The organism is Methyloversatilis sp. MC4-4, assembly GCF_049843555.1.
In the GTDB taxonomy this organism is placed as follows: Bacteria; Pseudomonadota; Gammaproteobacteria; order Burkholderiales; family Rhodocyclaceae; genus Methyloversatilis; species Methyloversatilis discipulorum_B.
Window position 1 is genome coordinate 198,316 of record NZ_JBBHZK010000002.1, and the last position, 18,721, is coordinate 217,036.

The following is an 18,721-nucleotide window of genomic DNA, read 5'->3' on the forward strand; positions in this document are numbered from 1 at the left end:
CGCTCAGCCCTCCTTCTCGCCGGAAGCAAAAGACTTGCGCGCCTCTTCATGCACGACCGACGCGGTTTCCTCGAGCAGTTCGCGGAAACGCGGGCTGGTCAGCACGCTGTAGTCCCGCGGATGCGGTATGTCGACCTCGAGCACCTTCTTCGGGCGACACGGCCGCGTCGTCATGATCACCAGCTTGTGGCCGAGGAAGATCGCCTCTTCCAGGTCGTGGGTAATGAAGAAGATGGTCACCTTGTTCTTGTAATAGATGTCGAGCAGCGACTCGTGCATCACCGACCGGGTCAGCGAATCGAGCGCCCGGTAGGGCTCGTCGAACAGCAGCACCTTGGGGTCGTTCATCAGTGCGCGCACGATCTCGACCCGTCGCCTCAGGCCCGATGACACCTCACCCGGATAGTTGTGCTCGGTGCCGCTGAGGCCCGCATCGGCCATCATGCTGCGCGCCTTCTCGATGATCTCTTTCTTGCTCAGCTTGCCCTGCATCATCGGGCCGAAGGCAACGTTCTCGAGATTCGTCTTCCACGGGAACAGCGCGCCGTTCTGGAACACCACGATGCGGTCGGCACCCGGGTCTGCCTTCGGCTTGCCAGGACCGCAGAGCATCTCTCCATCCATGTAGATGGCGCCCGAGGTGATGTCGTGGAAGCCTGCGATCGCGTTCAGCAGCGACGTCTTCCCGCAGCCGGACGGCCCGACGATCATGCAGATCTCGCCTGCCTTGATATCCAGCGTGCAGTGATCGACCGCCATGACTGCGGCCCCCTCGGGGTCGTAGATCTTGACCACGTCGTCGATGCGGATCGCCCCGTAGCGCGCCTCGTTGCCCTGCGTACGTACCTTCTCAAGCACAGCACTCATCACCGACCTCCCAGAGCCATTTCACGCAGACGCCACTGCATCATGTAGTTGCCGGCAACCCGGACCATCGCACTCGTCGTGTAGCCGACGATGCCAAGAGTCACCATGCCGATGATGATGGTGGGGTATCTGACCATCGTGTAGGACGTGTTGATCACGTAGCCCAGTCCGTACTGCCCGGACACCATCTCACCAGCCACCAGCGAGAACCACGCGACACCGACCGATATCTGCAGTCCGGTAAACACGTAGGGCATGGAGCCCGGCACGATCACTTCCTTGAATACCTGCCAGCGATTCGCCCCGAGACAGCAGGCGGCACGCGTGTAGGACTCGTCGATCGACTCCACACCGAGCATCGTGTTGAGTGCGGTCGCAAAGAAGGAGGCGAGGAAGGTGAGGAAGATGACCGGCGTCTCGCTGCCAGAGAACATGATGATGGCCAGCGGCACCCATGCGAGGATCGGGATCGGGCGAAGGAGCTCGAACACCGGGAATACGTACTCGCGGAAGCTGCGCGACCATCCCAGGAACAGGCCCAGCGGCACCCCGAGCGCGGTCGCCAGCAGGAAGGCGATGGCCACGCGCCGTATGCTCACCCAGATGTGCTGGTAGTACTCTGCCGTGTAGATCGACATGCCATAGACCGGATCCTCGGCGAACCACTCCTTCACCACCGTAGTCAGGCCCGGCAGATCCTCGAAGCGCGGCAGCTTGAGCACTTCCACCGTCAGGTACCAGAAGCCCAGCATCAGCGCGAAGCCCACCATCATCAGGTAGGGGTCAGGGCTCCTGAGCCACTCGCCAGCCCGGTACATGGTCAGTGTCCACGCCGAGGCCGTCTGCGGCTCCGCCTCGTTCGAGGCGGGTGTACGCGTGTCCCCCACCTTGGACAGCGTGGTCGGCACGCGCTCGGACACCGACGGCGGGAGGTAGTACTGCTGACTGATAAGCTGGGAAAAGCTCTTCAGCGCCGCCTCACCGAAATTGACGTCCTTGCGCAGAAGTTCCAGCAGGCGCGCGCCGTCGATCTTCAGGACTTCGGCCGCCTCGATACAGGCGACGTCGGCAAGCCGCACCTTCTCGCCCTCGAGTATCGCGGCCCAGCCGAAGACATCGCCGACCTGCAGTTCCTTCTCATGCACACGCGCCTTGATGTCCGGATCGATCCGATGCGCAACCCGGCCCGAAACCAGTACGTAGACCTCTTCGGCTGGCTGACCAGCCCCGTAGATGACCTCACCCGCCTTGAAGACCTCATGTCTCGAGATCTCGGCAATGCCGTCCAGCGTTTCCGGCGACACGACCTGGAAGGGCAAGGTCCGCTTCAGCAAGCGTTCGACTTGTTCCATGTTCCCTCGCATTCAACGTGTGACGCGTCCGCCCCGTGCGGACGCGCTCAGTTACCCTTGTAGGCGGACTCCGGCAGCGCCTTGACGGCACCGATCGGCGAAGTCAGTCCGCGCTCCTTGAGGACAGCCTGGGTGAACTCGGGCATCACGGCTTCCGGGCGAAGCTTGTCGACGTTGATGCTCTTGATGGCGAACAGGAAGGCGGTGGCATCGGTAATGAGTGCCTGAACTTCGGGCGTGATCGTGAAGGGAAGCAGCAGGCGCTGATCGACGCCGCCGGCGCTGTCCGGATAGCGCAGGAACATCGATGACCAGAGCGCGCGCTCGGTGAAACCGGTGGTCTGTTCCATCGCCATGCGGGCGATTTCCTGCGCATTGGCAGGGTCAGCGAGGAAGAGCTGGGCATCGAGCTCCGCGTTCAGCCAGGCCTTCACGACATCCGGACGGGTGCGGATCAGGTCCTCACGCATGGTGAGAAAGCCGCCGTCGCTTTCGTCGACCGCCGTTCCGGACGCGACGCGCTTCGCCAAACCTTCCTGCACCAGGCGTGACGCCGTCGGCTCCCAGACCACCGCGGCATCCAGCTTGCCGGCGCGGAAGCCGCTGGTGATGACTTCAATGTTCTGGTTCAGATAGGCGCCCGGGGTGATGCTCTCCTTCTTGAAGGTCTCCTGCGCGAAGCGGTCGGTGCAACTGCCCTTGGGCACCGCCACGTTCTTGCCGTTGAGCCACTTCAGTGCCTCCTTCGGCGATGCGAAGTTGGGCGCGTCCTTGCGGGCGAGAAAGATGTTGCACTGGTCCTTGCCCAGGCCGAGCGCCGCGACGATGCGGATGTCGGCGACCTGCTGCTTGGTCGTCGATACGATGCCCGGCATGTCACCGACGTAACCGATGTGCTGCTTGCCGGCGAGCATCGCATTGACGACGACCGCACCCTGGAGGCCCACCGCGAAGTCGACCTTGGAGCCCTTGGGCAGGTACTTCTCGTAGAACTTCTTGCCGCGCATGACGACACCCGACCACGACTCCGTGTAGTAGGGCTGGTAGCCCACCACCAGCTTCACCGGTTCGCCCACCTTGCCGAAGTTGATGTCGCCGGCCTGCGCGACGCCACCTGTCAGCGCACACGCCGCCGCTGCGAGCAGCGTCGACACCATCCTGCATACCCGATTCCTGAGATTACCCATGGCAAACTCTCCTCCTGATTGTTGGTATGGACATCGAAGTCTCCGCACTGCCACATCACTGCATCTGCATACCCTCGCCTCCGTTCCTTCCGGACACTTCGGGACCGTCTGTCCGGTCCGGTACTAACTGTTCTGGGGTCCTGTCGTATGGCGCGCGACCAGCGTCGCCAGCCGTCGCATCACCATCAGTCCCGAGGTCGGATCGGCTTCCAGCGCATCCAGCATCGCTTCGCCGTTCAATCGCAACAGCACCGAGTCCTCATGGCAGACGGCGCGGGCAATGCGACGGGGATGCTGCTCCAGCAGAGCCGCCCAGCCGAACACTTCGCCCTTGCGCAACATGAAGCCCGCGAGCCGCGTGCGGTCGTCGCGCCCTATCGTGAATTCCACGCGCCCCGACTCGAGCACGTAGAGGTCATCCGCCGGGTCATCGACCTCGTAGATCACCGTGCCCGCGGAGAGCTGCTCCCGTCGGGCCAACCCCTCCAGCCGCTCGAGCGACGCAGCGGAGACGTCCTTCAACATGTCCACCGCCTTGAGCGCACTCGACTGCAGTACGAAGATCTCGCCCTCGCTGACCTCCACCTCGTACTTCTCGAGCGGCGCCTCCGCCAGGCCGACGGCTTCGCCGGTCCGGATATCCCACTGCCACAGATGCTGGTGACAGGTGAGCAACTGGCCGTCGAAGTACCCTTCGTCGAGGCACACGTCCTGGTGTGGACACAGCCCCTGATACGCATGGAAGCACTCGCCGGCATTCACCACGAGGATCTTCATGCCCTCGATGTCGTAGCTCTTCATCCCGTTGTCCGGGACGTCCGACGCACTGCAGATTCGCTGTTTTTGCATACCGGCGGTCCTAGCTGAATTTGTCGTACCGGATGTTGTCTGCGGTGACGCGCGACAGCAGCAGCATCCGGATCGAGGCATCGACCGCCGGTGGCGGCCCAGCAAGATAGGCAATGACGTTGCCCAGACGTCCCACCATGTGCCGCTTGGCCACCTCGTGAACGAAGCCTCGATCGAAGCGGATCAGCGGGTAATCGTTCACCAGCGAGGACGGCGGGTCCTCATCGCTCAAGGCGACGGTGACGGCGAGTCCCTCGCCACAGACACGACGCAGGCGCGTGAACTCGTCGAGAAAGTACACATCGCGAGACGTACGGACGCCGAAGAACACGTCACCCGCGTGCCGACTGAAGTACTCGTCCTGCTCGGCGCGCGAAAGGATGGACATGACGCCCGCGATGCCGCTGCCGCCGGCGATGCACAGCAAATCGCGTCCAAGGCTGGGGTAGAAGGTTGCGTGCCCCAGCGGGCCGAACAGCGATACACGTGTCCCGACACGCGATGCAGCGCCGAACAGCCAGTCCGAGAGCACGCCTCCCGGCTTGCGCCGGACGACGAAGCGCAAGGTGCGCGCATGGCGGTCGAAGTTGACCATCGACCAGCCGCGCATCCCCTCAACCTCGTCGACACCGAGCAGCACGAACTGGCCGGCATCGAACTCCACCGGTGCGTCCGTTTCGACATCGATCAGCATCACGTCGTGCGTGAGCATCTCGGTCGAGGCGATGCGCCCGGCGCCTGCGCAGGGCACGCAGGAGCCGGTGTCCATCATCTGTACGAAGGCGGGCACCTCCGCCACGACATCGGTCCGGGCCACGCACTGACACATCAGGAACTCGTCGGCCGACTTCAGGCTCTTGCGCCCGGGCGCATCAGGCCAGGCGTCATCGATATCGCCGGACACCCGCTTCGCCTTGCAGGTGCCACAGGTTCCACTGGCACATTCGTAGGGAAGTGCGATGCCCCGCGCCAGACCGCCGTGCAGGATCTTCTCGCCCGGTGAAGCTTCGAACAGATGCGTGCGGTTTCGTGCGTTGACCTGGATTTTCATGTCGTGTCCCCGGCCGAGGTCAGAACGGAATGTGATAGCCGTAGCCAAGCAGCCGCGTATCGAGGCGCACGTTCCGACTGCGCAAAGCCGGGCCGTCATGGCCGAGCGTCACCTTGTCGTACAGCTTGCCTACCGCGAACAGCTCGGTCTCGCCACCATCGAGCGTGGTGCGGAACACCTCGATCGTGCTGGTGACGCTCGCCTCCTCCGCCGACTCATCAATGTCCACCAGGCAGACATTGATGTGGCGACTGATCGGCGACTTGTCGCTGTTGTGCCGATGCAGGTTCTCGAACAGCGACTTCATTCCGGCCTTGTCATGCTCCAGCCACGTCATGTCCTTGCGGATTTCGGGGCTGTATGCGGTGATGCGGTACTGGTAATCCGGCGCACACAGGTCGAGATAGCCCTTGAAATCGCGCTCGTCCATGATCAGACCGGATCTGTGGATGAGTTCGGTAATGGCGGTTCTGGTATCCACGCTTGCCCTCTCGTATCGGTTCGGTTGATCAGGAGTCACTTCGCCGCAACGGCCTGCTCGCCGTACGGGTCATAGGCCTTGCGTCCCATGCGGCGGCTCCATTCGGCATAGAAGTGACGCATCCCGCCCTCGTCATGGATGGTCATGTTCTCCTCGCGCCCATGGATCACCCAACGACTGTCCGTGCGCTCGCGCATCGCAAGTCCCTGGCCGTGGACGCCAAGAAGGTCCTCGTGCAGGTTGCGGCCGAACGGCCCCCAGATCATGTTGTGGTCACGGATGCGCTCGGCGCGTTGTTCAGGCGTATCGCTCTTGAGTCCAAGCCCACGGAACTCGATCAGCAGCTTGTTCGGACCGAGCGGAATAGCCGTGTCCATGCGCAGCACCGAGGTGCGCAGGTTGTAGGTCATGCCGGGGAAGATATCGATGAGCACCCAGCCGCCCGGAGCCAGACCAGGCCAGCCCACACCACGTGCCTTGCTGCCCTCGTAGGCGTCGTACTTGATCGCCATCGAACCCACCGATGCGTGACCGTTCGGATAACCGGTGTACTTCCGGTCGAAGTAACCAGGCTGGATCATGCCGGTGATGCGATTGAAGTAATGCATGTAGTCGTGATAGAACTCGCTGTTCGTGTCGTGCCACAGCTTGTAGTTCGTATTCACGACAGCCTTGTGGTAGTGGAACACCTCGAGCGGCTGGTCCAGATGCTCGTCGAGCATGCCCATCGCCTCACCGATGTATTCCCTCAGGGTGCAGCTCTCGTCATCGACGTTCACCCACACGAAGCCGCCGAAACCCAGTTCGGTCTTCACCTCGCGCAGCCCTGCATCCTTGCAGCCAAAGCGGTCCTGATAGCCCTCCTTGCCGCGGGAAATGTCGATGCAGTCGCCTGTCGCGTTGAACGACCACGCGTGGAAGATGCACGTAATGCGCTTGGCATTTCCAACCGGCTCGTAAAGAAGCGTATTGCCGCGATGCGGACAGATGTTGTAAAAGGTCCGCACCTTCATGTCCTCACCGCGGATCACGATGAGCGGCGGCCCGCCGGGATGGCTGAACGTGCGGTAGTCGTAGGCGTTCGGAATCTCCGACTCGTGGCAGGCAATGATCCAGCACTTGTTGAAGATCTTGCGCTGCTCGTCGAGAAAGATGTCCTCCTCGGTATAGATGCGCGTATCGACATAGTGAGATTCAGGGAAGCTCGGCGTCTGCTTCCACTCCACTGCGTTGCGAGACATGTGAGGTCCTTTCCGGTACGTAACGAGGTGATGTCGTACAGCTGCTCGGATCGACGGTAATGCGCCGATAACCCGACTTAGCAGAAGGCGTGCCCGCAGCTGAGGACAGACTTCGTCGATGCGCCAGAACCCTTGCTGCGCAAGCCTTCTGCGTGCTCCGCGCCCTCCCGCCTCGACGACTTCACCGCGATGCCCCTCGACAGCGACCGGGCCTGCGGTTTCCTCGTGAAACACCCCAGCGTTTCCTGAGGAAACATCGCCACCTCATCACCTCCCGACAGCACATCGCGCTGCCACCTCCGCAGACGGGAAAGCTGCTTAGCAATCCTGTCCGTACAGCCTTGATGTCTCGCTGGTTAAGCCTTTGCGCTGCATACGCGTACGTGCAGTGGCATTGAACTTGCGTAGGGGCTCTGTCATGCGCTCCCCCAGTTCATCGCACTCCGCAGCCTCACACACCTGTCGATGCGTACATTCAACACGGAAGCCCCACGCTTGAATCCGCTCTCCAACCGCGCACACAGCACCGGCCTGTCATTGCTGCCCATGCGACGCTGGTGGCCCATGGTCAACCGGGCGTCGCTCCGCAGCGACGCCATGGCAGGCCTGAGCGGCACCATCATCCTGCTGCCCCAGGCGGTGGCCTACGCCCACATTGCCGGAATGCCGCCGGAGTACGGTCTTTACGCCGCGATCATTCCGGTCATCTTTGCAGCATTGTTCGGGTCGTCGCGGCATCTGGTATCCGGCCCGACGGCGGCGCTCTCCATCGTCGTGTTCTCGACCATCAGCCCGCTGGCCGAGCCGGGCAGCGCGACCTACATCGCCTACGTCCTGACGCTCACCTTCATGGTCGGTCTGCTGCAGCTCGCGCTTGCCTTCGCGCGCATGGGCATGCTGGTCAATTTCATCTCGCACAGCGTGGTCATCGGCTTCACCGCCGGCGCCGCCGTGCTGATCGCCGTCAGCCAGCTGAAGAACTTCTTCGGTCTGCACTACGGTTCCGGCGGCGAGTTCTTCGGCACGCTGTCCCGCTTTGCGGCAGCAGCCGGCGACATCAACTGGCAGGTGGCGGGCGTGGGTGCCGTGACGCTCGCAGCCGGGATACTCACCAAACGTCACCTGCCACGCGTGCCGTACATGATCGTGGCGATGGTGATCGGCAGCCTCTACGCGCTCGGCGTGAAAGCGGTGCTCGGTCACGATGCGGGCATCGAGACGGTGTCGGAAATTCCACGCAGTCTGCCGCCGCTCTCCGCACCGCTGCTGTCAATGGAGGTGCTGCACCAGCTGGGCGCAATCGCGCTCGCCGTTACCCTGCTGTCCCTGACTGAAGCGCTGTCGATCGCGCGCGCCGTCGGAGCGAAATCCGGCCAGCACATCGACGGCAACCAGGAGTTCTTCGGACAGGGTCTGGCCAATCTGGCAGGGAGCTTCTTCTCGGGGTACGTATCGAGCGGATCGTTCACGCGCAGCGGCATCAACTACGAAGCGGGTGCGGTAACACCACTGTCATCGGTGTTCTCGGCCAGCTTCCTGGTTCTGACGCTGCTGTTCTTCGTGCCGCTGGCGCGCTACCTGCCGATCGCTTCGATGGCCGCCATCCTTTTCATGGTCGCCTACGCACTGATCGACGTGAAGCACATCCGCGCAGTCATGCGCACCAGCCGCCGCGAGTCCGCGGTGCTTTTCGCGACGCTTGCCTCCACCCTCGTTTTCCAGCTCGAGTTCGCTATCTACGCCGGCGTCATTCTCTCTCTGGTGCTTTACCTGGAGCGCACCGCTCGACCCGGCATACGCCCCGCCGTACCGGCACCCGGCGAAGGCCAGTACCACTTTGTTCCACAGCGCGACGAGCCGGATTGTCCGCAGCTGAAGATGGAGTTCATCGACGGCGAACTGTATTTCGGCGCCATCGATCACGTGAAGCGCCATCTCCATCAGTTGGAAGAAGTCCATCCGGAACAGCGCCATCTGCTCGTGCTGGCGCCCGGCATCAACTTCATCGACGCATCCGGAGCCGACCTGCTTGCCGACGAAGCGCGGCGACGGCGCGCGCGCGGTGGAGGGCTCTATTTCCACCGTCTGAACGACCAGGCACGCAGCACGCTGGAGCGTGGCGGGCAGCTCGAGGACATCGGACCGGAGAACCTCTTCGCGATCGGCGACGACGTGATCGGCACGCTCTATCCGCGCCTCGATCCGCAGGTCTGCGCGAACTGCCGGAGCCGCATCTTCAGGCAATGCAAGGAACGGCTACCCGATGGCAGCCCCCGCTGACCGCCGCCAAGCGCCAAGAACGTCAATCACCACCATGGAGTCATCGATGAGCACAGTCCGTCTGTCGAACCCGCATGCCGAGCCGGTGGAGGAACTGGATGTCAAGAAGACCACCTGCTACATGTGCGCCTGCCGATGCGGCATCCGCGTTCATTTGCGCAATGGCGAGATCCGCTACATCGATGGCAATCCGGATCACCCGCTGAACCAGGGCGTCATCTGCGCCAAGGGCGCATCCGGCATCATGAAACAGCAGTCGCCGGCGCGATTGACCCAGCCCCTGATCCGCAGACCCGGCACCGAGCGTGGTGCCGGCGAGTTCGACGAGATCAGCTGGGAAGAAGTGTTCGTTCTGCTTGCCGAGCGCCTGAAGAAGCTGCGCGAAACCGATCCGAAGAAGTTCGCGCTGTTTACCGGCCGCGACCAGATGCAGGCGCTCACCGGCATGTTCGCCAAGCAGTTCGGCACGCCGAACTACGCAGCGCACGGCGGCTTCTGCTCGGTCAACATGGCAGCCGGCATGATCTACACGATAGGCGGCTCCTTCTGGGAGTTCGGAGGCCCCGACCTCGAACGCTCGAAGCTGTTCATCATGATCGGCACGGCGGAGGACCACCACTCCAATCCGATGAAGGTGGCGCTGTCGAAATTCAAGCGCAACGGCGGCCGCTTCGTGTCGATCAATCCGGTACGCACCGGCTATTCGGCGATCGCCGACGAGTGGGTGCCGATCAAGCCGGGCACCGACGGCGCGCTGCTGCTGGCGCTGTGTCACGAGATCATCGCCAAGGGGCTGTACGACCGGGAGTTCCTGGCCCGCTACACCAACGCCGGCCAGCTGGTGATGCAGAACCCCGACGCCGACGATTTCGGGCTGTTCGCGATGGACCCGCAGGGCGATCCGGTGAACCCGGACTACCCGCACAACAAGTACTGGTGGGACCGCCTGACCGACAAGCTGGTCCCGACCCACACGCCTGGCGCCGACCCGCGCCTGCGCGGCTGCTACGCACTGCCCGACGGCACGCCGGTGAAGCCGGCGTTCCAGCTGCTGCTCGACCGCCTCAAGAGCTACACGCCGGAATGGGCGGAAGGCATCTGCGGCGTTCCGGCGGACACCATCCGCCGGCTGGCGCACGAGATGGGCGTGACGGCCCGTGACCAGAAGATCCACCTGCCGATCTCATGGACTGATTCCTGGGGCGTCGAACACGACCATGTGACCGGCAACCCGGTGTCCTTCCACGCGATGCGCGGGCTGGCTGCACACTCGAACGGATTTCACACGATACGTGCGCTGGCCATCCTGATGTCGCTGCTGGGGACCATAGATCGCCCGGGCGGCTTCCGGCACAAGGCGCCCTTCCCGCGCGCGATCCCGCCGATCGCCAAGCCGCCACGCGGCCCGCAGGCAGTCAAGCCCAACAGTCCGCTCGACGGCATGCCGCTGGGCTTTCCGGCTGACCCGGCTGACCTCTGCGTCGACGACGAGGGGCGACCGGTACGCATCGACAAGGGCTTCTCGTGGGAATACCCGCTGTCGGCGCATGGGCTGATGCACAACGTGATCACCAACGCGTGGCGCGGCGATCCCTACCCGATCGACACCCTGCTCATCTTCATGGCGAACATGGCGTGGAACTCGACCATGAACACCAGCGAAGTGCGCCAGATGCTGAATAGCAAGGGGGAGGACGGCGAGTACCGCATTCCATTCATCGTCGTCTGCGACGCCTTTCAGTCGGAAATGACGGGATTCGCCGACCTCATCCTGCCCGACACCACCTACCTGGAACGCCACGACGTGATGTCGATACTCGACCGGCCGATCTCCGAGTTCGACGGTCCGGTCGACTCGGTGCGCATTCCGGTGGTCGAGCCCAAGGGCCAGTGCAAGCCCTTCCAGGAAGTACTGATCGAGCTGGGCAGCCGGCTCGGCCTGCCGGCCTTCGTGCGGCCGGATGGCACGCGCAAGTTCCGCGACTACCCGGACTTCATCGTGAACTACGAGACAGAGCCAGGGTCGGGCATCGGTTTTCTCGCCGGCTGGCGCGGCGTGGACGGCCAGAAGGCCATTCGGGGAGAGCCGAACCCGAAGCAGTGGGAGATGTACGCGAAGAACAACTGTGTCTTCCACTACGTGCTGCCCGCGTCCTATCAGTACATGCGCAACTGGAACAAGGGCTATATGGAGTGGGCACAGCGGGTACGCATGCGGCGCGATGCGGATCCTATCCTGATCCACCTGTACTCCGACGTGATGCAGCGCTTCCGGCTGGCCGCCCAGGGGCGGCGGCCCGGACGCCGTCCGCCGCCGGAACTGCGCGAACGCGTCGAGAAGTACTTCGACCCGCTGCCCTTCTACTACCCGCCGCTGGAGTCGCAGAGCACCGACACCACGCGTTACCCGCTGAACGCGGTGACTCAGCGGCCGATGGCGATGTACCACTCGTGGGATTCGCAGAACGCCTGGCTGCGGCAGATCCACGCGCACAACTATCTGCACGTGAATCCGGCCAGCGCGCGCGCTGCGGGCATCGGGGACGGTGACTGGATGTGGGTGGAATCGCCGTGGGGCAAGGTGCGCTGCATGTGTCGCTACAGCGAGGCGGTCGAGGCCGGAACCGTCTGGACATGGAACGCGATCGGCAAGGCGAGCAACGCGTGGAATCTCGGGCCCATGGCCAACGAGGCGCGCAAGGGCTTCCTGCTGAACCACCTGATATCGGAAGAGCTGCCCATGCAGGGCACTTCGAGGCGCATGTCGAATTCCGACCCGGTGACCGGGCAGGCGGCCTGGTACGACGTGCGCGTGCGCATCTATCGCGCCGGCGACGACGAGCCCAAGGAGAGCTGGCCGCAGTTCGAACCGATGAAGACCCTGCCGGGGGTCACGAAGACACGCCCCGGTGTCCTGACCTACTTCGTCGGCAACTGGAAGAAGCGCTCATGAGCCCCCCGGCCCCTACCCTCGCCCTCGAACGCGGACTGCGCGCAGGAGACATGCAATGACCCAGCTGGCACTCGTGATCGACCTCAACGTCTGCGTAGGCTGCCAGGCCTGCGTGACGAGCTGCAAGTCGTGGAACACGTCGGGAACGGCCGGTTCGCTGGCCGACCTCAATCCCTACGATGAAGATCCGACGGGCACCTTCTTCAACCGGGTGCAGACTTTCGAGGTCGGCAGTTACCCGAACACCGAAACGGTGCACTTCCCCAAGTCGTGCCTGCACTGCGAGGACCCACCCTGTGTTCCGGTCTGCCCGACCGGCGCCAGCTACAAGCGTGCCGAGGACGGCATCGTGCTCGTCGACTACGACAAGTGCATCGGGTGCAAGTACTGCTCCTGGGCCTGTCCATACGGTGTCCGCGAGCTCGATCCAGAGCGCAAGGAAATGACCAAGTGCACGCTGTGCGTGGACCGCATCTACAACGAAGCGCTGCCCGAACGCGACCGCAAACCGGCCTGCGTGCTGGCCTGCCCGACCAGTGCACGCATCTTCGGTGATGTGCACGACCCCGATTCGTCTGCGTCGAAGGCGATACGCGAGCGCGGCGGCTACCAGCTGATGCCCGAATGGGGCACCGAACCGTCTAACCATTATCTGCCGCGCCGCAAGACCGAAATGACCATACGGCCCGATCAGATCGTACGCACCGACAACCCGCTGAAAGTGGATGGTCTGAAGCCGATGCCGGACGCCAGCACACCGGCGCTGGACGACGCCGCAAGCTGGTAAGCCGCTCCCCTCACTCAACAGGACGACACGATGAATCCCGCCTTCTCCGTCATTCTGCTCACGACGCTCACCGGCGCCGCACAGGGCCTCTTCCTCGCACTTTTCGGGTGTGAGCTCGCGCATGCGCTGAACCTGTCCGCGCCGACGCCGGGGCACGACTTCTACGTCGTCGGCGCACTGATCAGTCTTGCGTTGTCGGGCGCCGGGCTGATCGCGTCGTTCTTCCACCTTGGCCGGCCAGAACGCGCCTGGCGCAGTGCGGCGATGTGGCGCACCTCATGGCTTTCGCGCGAAGTCATCGTACTGCCGGCCTTCATGGCGACCACGGCGCTGTACGCGCTCGGCCATGCCATGGGTTGGCCCCTGTCTCTGGCGATGGGAGCGATCGGCGCGGTGCTGGCGCTGGCGCTCTTCGTCTGCACCGGCATGATCTACGCATGCCTGAAATTCCTGCAGGAGTGGGCCACCCCGCTCACCGTGATCAACTACATGGTGCTGGGCTGCGCCTCAGGGCTGACGCTGGCCAGTGCCTACGCGGCGCTCAGCGAGGCGGAACTGATGTTCGTGATGACGTCGCTGGCCATCGCGCTGACCCTGACCGGTCTGGCCACGCGAAGCGCGTCGCTGCTGCGCAACGCTCGACTGCGGCCGCGCTCGTCACTGCAGACCGCGATCGGCATCCATCATCCGCGCATCGCACAACGTTCCCAAGGTCTGATGGGCGGCTCCTTCAACACCCGCGAGTTCTTCCATCACAAGACGCTGCAGTTCCTCCGCTCGGTGAAGTGGACCTTCCTGCTGCTTGCCTTCGTGCTGCCTGTTCTGCTGCTCAGCGCAGGTGCAGCGACCGCGTCGGCACCGCTGCTGTGGCTGGCCTTCGCGGTCCAGTACATCGGTCTGCTGGCCGAGCGCTGGTATTTCTTCGCGCAGGCCAATCATCCGCAGAATCTGTACTACCAGACCATCTCCTGAAGGCAATTGGCGGGCTGCGGCCCGCCAACGGTCACATCCGGTTCCGGGTTCTCATCGAGCGCTGTCGAAGGCCTGCGCGCATTCCCCAGATTGAAGCCGTTTCGGCGCCGCATTCCCGCTGCGCCGAGACAGCGCGCGTTGCGACCGGTCATCATTCGCCTTCCGGCAGCACATGCGCCAAACGCAGGTGCCGCAACGCACCGTCACTCCGTCCGGGCGCACAGCGCGGCCCCGTGCTCGAAGCCGATCCGGATTGTGTCCACCAAGGTCTGCCATGACTGGGTGAGCATGCGATGCGGGCGCTTCGCCCGCACGTGCTAGTAGCCGCCAACAGCCTTGATCAGCAGCCCGCCACCGACCGCCAGACAAAGGATACCGACCCAGAAGCGCAGGCGCTGCGCATTGATGGCGTGCACGATACGCGCGCCTATCATCACACCCGCCAGTTCGAACAGCACCAGCGCGCCGGCGAGGCCGAAATCGATGACACCGAAGCGCAGATTGCCGAGCGTGCCTGACGCGCCGGCCAGTATCTGTATCACCTGGCTGGTTCCGATCGTGGTCAAGGGTGCGAAGCCCGCGAGCACCATCATCGGTACCGACAGCGCCGGACCGCCGACACCGGTCAGCCCCGAGCCGAAACCTGCTACGCCCCCCAGACCGAAGAGCATGGCGCGCTGCAGGCCGGGGTGCTCATGCAGCACCGGGCGCCGAGGCCGGCCGCGTGTGGCCAGCGTGTATATGCCGGCCAGACAGACTACGAGAGCGAGCAGGATCATCAGCAGCGATGCATTGAGCAGCGCGTTCACCCAGGCACCGGCAAAGCCGCTGATCAGTGCGCCTGCGCATACCGGCACCGTGATGCGCAGGTCGATGCTGCCGTGGCGCATGAAGGCGATGGTGCCGACGATGCCGGTGAATACGAAGGTGAACAGGGCGGTGGCCATTGCCGACTGTATGCTCAGGCCGCCGATCAGGTTCAGCGCTGGAATGAGCAGGATGCCGCCCACGCCCACCGCGCCGATCAAAGTGCCGACCACGAGTGCGATCAGCATCAGCAACACCATGATGCTCTCCCGATGCGAGCCTTGCGCCGCTCTGGCGCTCAGCCTGCGGCGAACGAAGTGAAAGTGCCCGTGATCAGGAGATTGAGTTGTTTCATGACGCGGTAGCCCATCGTGTGGTCCGCATCCATCAGCGCCAGAAGGCGCGCGCCATCTATCGCAAGTACGCGACAGTCGGTCACGCAGGAGGCGGTCGCGATACGCCCCTGCGCCTCCGGTACCAGAGCTGCCCAGCCGAACACCTGTCCGCGCTCCAGCACATCACCCGCCGAGGTGTTCCGGCCACCGACGCCAATGGCGAACCGGACCTTTCCGTCGAGCAGCACGTAGAGCGACTTCACCGGGTCGCCAATGTTGTAGATACGGCTGTGCTGCGCCCAGTCCTCGGGGCGAGAGATGAGCGTGATGGCGTGCAGCTGCGCATCACTCAGCCCGGCAAAGAACGACGCCTGCCTGAGAACACTGAAAGGCGTATGCAGCGGACTCGTTACCCCGGTCATGCCAACCTCTCATTCAACCTGTCCGTACAGTGCTATGCACTATCCATACCATGTGCGGACAGCCCTCAGGACACGTTCTCGAACGTCGAAATGCATCGCGTGTTTCCAGGAGAAACACGGATGAGGTTCAAAACGAAACACGCGGCCCCGCGCTCACGACACCTGAGGGTCAAGTTGCAGGTCTTCCGCGCGCCCCCTGTCCTTCATCAGCCCCCAGCGGCGCCGGCGCATCCACAGCGCCTTGCGTCCGATGCCGAGCAAGGCGGCGAGATCGCGGTCGCAGTAGCTGTCCTGGTAACGAAGAATGCTGTGGCGGATGTAATCCTCGATCGACATGAGCCCCAGCGCCTCACTCGCCTCATCCGCCCCGGACGACGTGCTCGGCCGCGCCGGCGTGGCCTGTGGCAGCGTGTCGAACTGTTCGTCCAGTGACAAGGTGTCGCCTTCGGCCATGATGATGGCCCGCTCCATCACGTTTTCCAGTTCGCGGATGTTGCCTGGCCAGGGGTACTCGCGAAGAAAGGCGACGAACTCGTCGGACATGCCGCGGATTCGCATGCCCAGCCGCTTGCAGTGGCGCTCGAGGAAATGGCGTGCAAGAAGCTCGATATCCTCGCCCCGCTCCCGCAAGGGCGGCACCTGGATCGTGATCACGTTCAGACGGTAAAAGAGGTCGGCCCGGAAGGTGTTGCTCTCTGTTTCCGCGCGCAGATCGCGGTTGGTCGCAGCGACGAAGCGGGTGTCGGTGTGATAGGTCTGCGTGGCGCCGACCGGTCTGACCTGACGCTCCTGTATGACGCGCAGCAGCTTTACCTGCACGTTCAACGGCAGTTCGGATATTTCGTCCAGGAACAGCGTGCCGCCGCTCGCCTCGCGTATCAGACCCTCGCTCGTGCTGACCGCACCGGTGAAGGCCCCCTTCACGTGGCCGAACAGCTCGGACTCGATCAGATCGGACGGAATCGCGCCACAGTTGATCGCGACGAAGGGCCGCTCCGCCCGCTCGCCACCGAAGTGTATGGCCTGGGCGACCAGTTCCTTGCCGGTGCCGCTCTCACCCTGGATCAGCACGTTGGTGTCGGTCGATGCAACACGGGAAATCATCGCCAGCATGCGCTTGACGCCATCGCTTTCGCCGATGATGGTGCGCTCGCCATAGGCACGACGCAGACTGCGCCTGAGCGATCGGTTTTCGCGGCGCGTTCGCTGTTCGGCGAGCACACGCTCGACCGCGAACAGGAATTCGTCGTTGTCGAAAGGCTTGATCAGATAGTCGACCGCACCCTTTCGCAGCGCGTCGATCGCGTTTTCCAGCGACGAATAGCTGGTCATCAGGATGACCGGCAGGTCCCGTCTTTCAGCCTTGCTGGCAGCCAGGATATCGAGTCCCGATGTGTCGGGCAGGCGCAGGTCGGTGATCAGCAGATCCACTTGTTCGGCGGCGAGATGGGCCAGTCCGGAGGCACCGTCGTTGAACACCGCGCAGGCGTAGCCACGGCTGCTGAGCAGCATTTCCACGCAGACAGCGATGCCGGGGTCGTCCTCGATGACCAGTATCCGTTCCGGGCGCATCAGATCATGCTTGTTCGCTTTGGCGCTCATGCTGTGTCCTCGCTGAATGAGCAGGCAGGTCGATCTCGAACGTCGCACCGCCATTGGGATTGTTGTAGGCGCGCAGTTCGCCGCCGTGCTCGCGCACGAATTCGTAGGCGATGGCCAGTCCGAGACCGGTGCCCTGTCCCGAGGACCGCGTCGTGAAGAAGGGCTCGAAAATGCGCGGCAGCACCTCTTCCGGGATTCCGGGACCGGTGTCCGAAATGCGGACCAGCACGCGCCGGTCTGCTGTCATCGCGGTGGTGACGAAAATCCGCCCCGCGTCACCGACGGCATGGGCTGCATTGATCAGGATGTTGTAGATCACTTCCTGCAACTGACCTGCGTTGCCGAGCACCAGCGCGCCAAGCTCCGGAAAGTGTTCCACCGACACGGTTTCCTTGCACAGTCCCTGGCGGAGCAGCACGATGGCTTCGATGATGGAGGCGTCGATCTCGAACGGCACCCGCGGCTCGTCGCCCACGCGCGAGAAATCGACCATGCGCCGCGAGATGTCCATCACGCGGCGCACATTGTCCGAGACGATCCGCAACCCTTTCTGCAGCGCCTCGGCACTCACATCGGCGCGCGCCAGCAGCATCTGCATCATTGACTGCACGGCCGTCAGCGGGTTGCTAATCTCGTGGCACACGCCCGCCACCATGAAACCCAGTGACGCCAGCCGGTCACGTTGCAGTTCCGCCTGCGAGGTCGTCATCTGTTCGCTGCGATCCTCGATGAACAGCAGCATTCCATCGCGCACTGCGCTCATCCACACACGCTCGTGCAGCCAGCGTCCGTCGATCGCGCGGGCTACGTCGCGAAAGCGTTCGCAAGGGCCGGGCCCGGCCTCGCACACCGCATCCCAGTACGCAGGGAGCAGGTCGCGAAGGTGCTGATCGCCCGAAATGACGGTGATTTCCAGACCCGGAAGCGGGCGGCTCAGCGCCACAACACATCCTTCCGGGTCAAGCATGATCGTCGGCCACGGGAAAGCATGCAGCAACTCCGCGTGACACAGATCCATCCGGGCGTTATCCATCGGCATCTTCATCATTGGAACCGTTTGCGCGTGGCATCGACGGCAGCAGTCGATCCCCGACTCAGGCCGGGGGTCGTATGTGCCGTGCGGTCGGCCCGCCCTGGTGGCGGGAATGAGGGCTCAGTGCCTGCGTGGACAGGACGTCATGAGCGCGGGCGGGCCCGCCGGATCGTCGGATCGTGATGCGACTGAGTCGAAGGCGACTGCGAGGACGTCAGCTCTTTGAATCATCGTTTCCTCCTTGTCCAGACATTCGTACCAGACCACGGAAAGTGGCCCGGATCGAATGAATCGGCTTGTCGTCCCGATTGCCGTGAGATGCGAGAACACCTCGCGGTGCGGTCGGGCTGCGCAGTCTGCGCAAAGGCCTGAAACACGTAAAAGCAAGATCTGAACCGATCTGTCAGACTCGTATTACGCGTCCCTGATGACTCGGGTTATAACCCAGACCGATCGTTCGGTACAGAGTGAGCGCGAATCCTGTCTCGGGTCACCTTCCCGT

General features: G+C 63.4%; 15 protein-coding genes. 4 read left to right on the top strand and 11 right to left on the bottom strand.

Annotated elements, in window-relative coordinates; all coding sequences use genetic code 11:
• Window positions 1–3: 3 nt before the first annotated feature.
• The 7 genes from WDZ97_RS07780 to WDZ97_RS07810 all read right to left on the bottom strand — a co-directional run bounded on the left by WDZ97_RS07780 (window position 4) and on the right by WDZ97_RS07810 (window position 7,028).
• On the bottom strand, window positions 4–867 hold the full coding sequence (locus WDZ97_RS07780) for an ABC transporter ATP-binding protein (RefSeq protein WP_020164173.1): 864 nt from the start codon (window positions 865–867) through the stop codon (window positions 4–6).
• On the bottom strand, window positions 867–2,219 hold the full coding sequence (locus WDZ97_RS07785; RefSeq protein ID WP_304002961.1) for an ABC transporter permease subunit: 1,353 nt from the start codon (window positions 2,217–2,219) through the stop codon (window positions 867–869). The genes WDZ97_RS07780 and WDZ97_RS07785 overlap by 1 nt, the downstream gene beginning before the upstream one ends.
• 47 nt (window positions 2,220–2,266) lie before the next feature.
• Complete coding sequence (locus tag WDZ97_RS07790; RefSeq protein WP_425762369.1) at window positions 2,267–3,406, bottom strand: ABC transporter substrate-binding protein; 1,140 nt, start codon at window positions 3,404–3,406, stop codon at window positions 2,267–2,269.
• Window positions 3,407–3,529: 123 nt separating this feature from the next.
• Complete coding sequence (locus WDZ97_RS07795; RefSeq protein WP_304002965.1) at window positions 3,530–4,255, bottom strand: cyclic nucleotide-binding domain-containing protein; 726 nt, start codon at window positions 4,253–4,255, stop codon at window positions 3,530–3,532.
• A 10-nt stretch (window positions 4,256–4,265) separates the two neighbouring features.
• Window positions 4,266–5,405 (bottom strand): 2Fe-2S iron-sulfur cluster-binding protein, encoded by a 1,140-nt coding sequence (locus tag WDZ97_RS07800; protein ID WP_425762370.1) that lies wholly within the window; start codon window positions 5,403–5,405, stop codon window positions 4,266–4,268.
• On the bottom strand, window positions 5,326–5,787 hold the full coding sequence (locus tag WDZ97_RS07805) for an aromatic-ring-hydroxylating dioxygenase subunit beta (protein ID WP_304002970.1): 462 nt from the start codon (window positions 5,785–5,787) through the stop codon (window positions 5,326–5,328). Before WDZ97_RS07805 ends, WDZ97_RS07800 begins: the two co-directional genes overlap by 80 nt.
• 35 nt (window positions 5,788–5,822) lie before the next feature.
• Window positions 5,823–7,028 carry an aromatic ring-hydroxylating oxygenase subunit alpha gene (locus WDZ97_RS07810; RefSeq protein ID WP_425762371.1) on the bottom strand — a complete coding sequence of 402 codons (1,206 nt, stop codon included), beginning with the start codon at window positions 7,026–7,028 and terminating at the stop codon, window positions 5,823–5,825.
• Between the two features lie 564 nt (window positions 7,029–7,592).
• Between WDZ97_RS07810 and WDZ97_RS07815 the strand changes: the two genes are divergently transcribed.
• From WDZ97_RS07815 to WDZ97_RS07830, 4 genes are read left to right on the top strand one after another with little or no spacing between them, the layout of a single operon-like run.
• Window positions 7,593–9,308 (top strand): SulP family inorganic anion transporter, encoded by a 1,716-nt coding sequence (locus WDZ97_RS07815; protein WP_425763006.1) that lies wholly within the window; start codon window positions 7,593–7,595, stop codon window positions 9,306–9,308.
• Between the two features lie 46 nt (window positions 9,309–9,354).
• Window positions 9,355–12,261 (top strand): molybdopterin oxidoreductase family protein, encoded by a 2,907-nt coding sequence (locus tag WDZ97_RS07820; RefSeq protein ID WP_425762372.1) that lies wholly within the window; start codon window positions 9,355–9,357, stop codon window positions 12,259–12,261.
• Between the two features lie 55 nt (window positions 12,262–12,316).
• Window positions 12,317–13,048: a 4Fe-4S dicluster domain-containing protein gene (locus WDZ97_RS07825; RefSeq protein WP_304002975.1), complete on the top strand. Its 732-nt coding sequence runs from the start codon at window positions 12,317–12,319 to the stop codon at window positions 13,046–13,048.
• Window positions 13,049–13,078: 30 nt separating this feature from the next.
• On the top strand, window positions 13,079–14,020 hold the full coding sequence (locus tag WDZ97_RS07830) for a dimethyl sulfoxide reductase anchor subunit family protein (RefSeq protein ID WP_425762373.1): 942 nt from the start codon (window positions 13,079–13,081) through the stop codon (window positions 14,018–14,020).
• Between the two features lie 317 nt (window positions 14,021–14,337).
• Here the strand turns inward: WDZ97_RS07830 and WDZ97_RS07835 are convergent, their stop codons facing one another.
• From WDZ97_RS07835 to WDZ97_RS07850, 4 genes are all read right to left on the bottom strand, one after another.
• On the bottom strand, window positions 14,338–15,087 hold the full coding sequence (locus WDZ97_RS07835) for a sulfite exporter TauE/SafE family protein (RefSeq protein ID WP_425762374.1): 750 nt from the start codon (window positions 15,085–15,087) through the stop codon (window positions 14,338–14,340).
• A gap of 38 nt (window positions 15,088–15,125) precedes the next feature.
• Window positions 15,126–15,584, bottom strand: coding sequence for a Crp/Fnr family transcriptional regulator (locus WDZ97_RS07840; protein WP_425762375.1), 459 nt, complete (start codon window positions 15,582–15,584; stop codon window positions 15,126–15,128).
• 153 nt (window positions 15,585–15,737) lie between these two features.
• Window positions 15,738–17,186, bottom strand: a complete 1,449-nt coding sequence (locus tag WDZ97_RS07845; RefSeq protein WP_425762376.1) for a sigma-54-dependent transcriptional regulator — start codon at window positions 17,184–17,186, stop codon at window positions 15,738–15,740.
• On the bottom strand, window positions 17,161–18,234 hold the full coding sequence (locus WDZ97_RS07850; protein WP_304002983.1) for a sensor histidine kinase: 1,074 nt from the start codon (window positions 18,232–18,234) through the stop codon (window positions 17,161–17,163). Before WDZ97_RS07850 ends, WDZ97_RS07845 begins: the two co-directional genes overlap by 26 nt.
• Window positions 18,235–18,721: the final 487 nt, after the last annotated feature.

What these genes read in the sequence shown, in the direction of transcription:
- WDZ97_RS07780 (WP_020164173.1), bottom strand. Translation starts at nt 867, where the DNA reads ATGAGTGCTGTGCTTGAGAAGGTACGTACGCAGGGCAACGAGGCGCGC.
- WDZ97_RS07785 (WP_304002961.1), bottom strand. Translation starts at nt 2,219, where the DNA reads ATGGAACAAGTCGAACGCTTGCTGAAGCGGACCTTGCCCTTCCAGGTC.
- WDZ97_RS07790 (WP_425762369.1), bottom strand. Translation starts at nt 3,406, where the DNA reads ATGGGTAATCTCAGGAATCGGGTATGCAGGATGGTGTCGACGCTGCTC.
- WDZ97_RS07795 (WP_304002965.1), bottom strand. Translation starts at nt 4,255, where the DNA reads ATGCAAAAACAGCGAATCTGCAGTGCGTCGGACGTCCCGGACAACGGG.
- WDZ97_RS07800 (WP_425762370.1), bottom strand. Translation starts at nt 5,405, where the DNA reads ATGACGGCCCGGCTTTGCGCAGTCGGAACGTGCGCCTCGATACGCGGC.
- WDZ97_RS07810 (WP_425762371.1), bottom strand. Translation starts at nt 7,028, where the DNA reads ATGTCTCGCAACGCAGTGGAGTGGAAGCAGACGCCGAGCTTCCCTGAA.
- WDZ97_RS07815 (WP_425763006.1), top strand. Translation starts at nt 7,593, where the DNA reads ATGGTCAACCGGGCGTCGCTCCGCAGCGACGCCATGGCAGGCCTGAGC.
- WDZ97_RS07820 (WP_425762372.1), top strand. Translation starts at nt 9,355, where the DNA reads ATGAGCACAGTCCGTCTGTCGAACCCGCATGCCGAGCCGGTGGAGGAA.
- WDZ97_RS07825 (WP_304002975.1), top strand. Translation starts at nt 12,317, where the DNA reads ATGACCCAGCTGGCACTCGTGATCGACCTCAACGTCTGCGTAGGCTGC.
- WDZ97_RS07830 (WP_425762373.1), top strand. Translation starts at nt 13,079, where the DNA reads ATGAATCCCGCCTTCTCCGTCATTCTGCTCACGACGCTCACCGGCGCC.
- WDZ97_RS07835 (WP_425762374.1), bottom strand. Translation starts at nt 15,087, where the DNA reads ATGGTGTTGCTGATGCTGATCGCACTCGTGGTCGGCACTTTGATCGGC.
- WDZ97_RS07840 (WP_425762375.1), bottom strand. Translation starts at nt 15,584, where the DNA reads ATGACCGGGGTAACGAGTCCGCTGCATACGCCTTTCAGTGTTCTCAGG.
- WDZ97_RS07845 (WP_425762376.1), bottom strand. Translation starts at nt 17,186, where the DNA reads ATGAGCGCCAAAGCGAACAAGCATGATCTGATGCGCCCGGAACGGATA.
- WDZ97_RS07850 (WP_304002983.1), bottom strand. Translation starts at nt 18,234, where the DNA reads ATGATGAAGATGCCGATGGATAACGCCCGGATGGATCTGTGTCACGCG.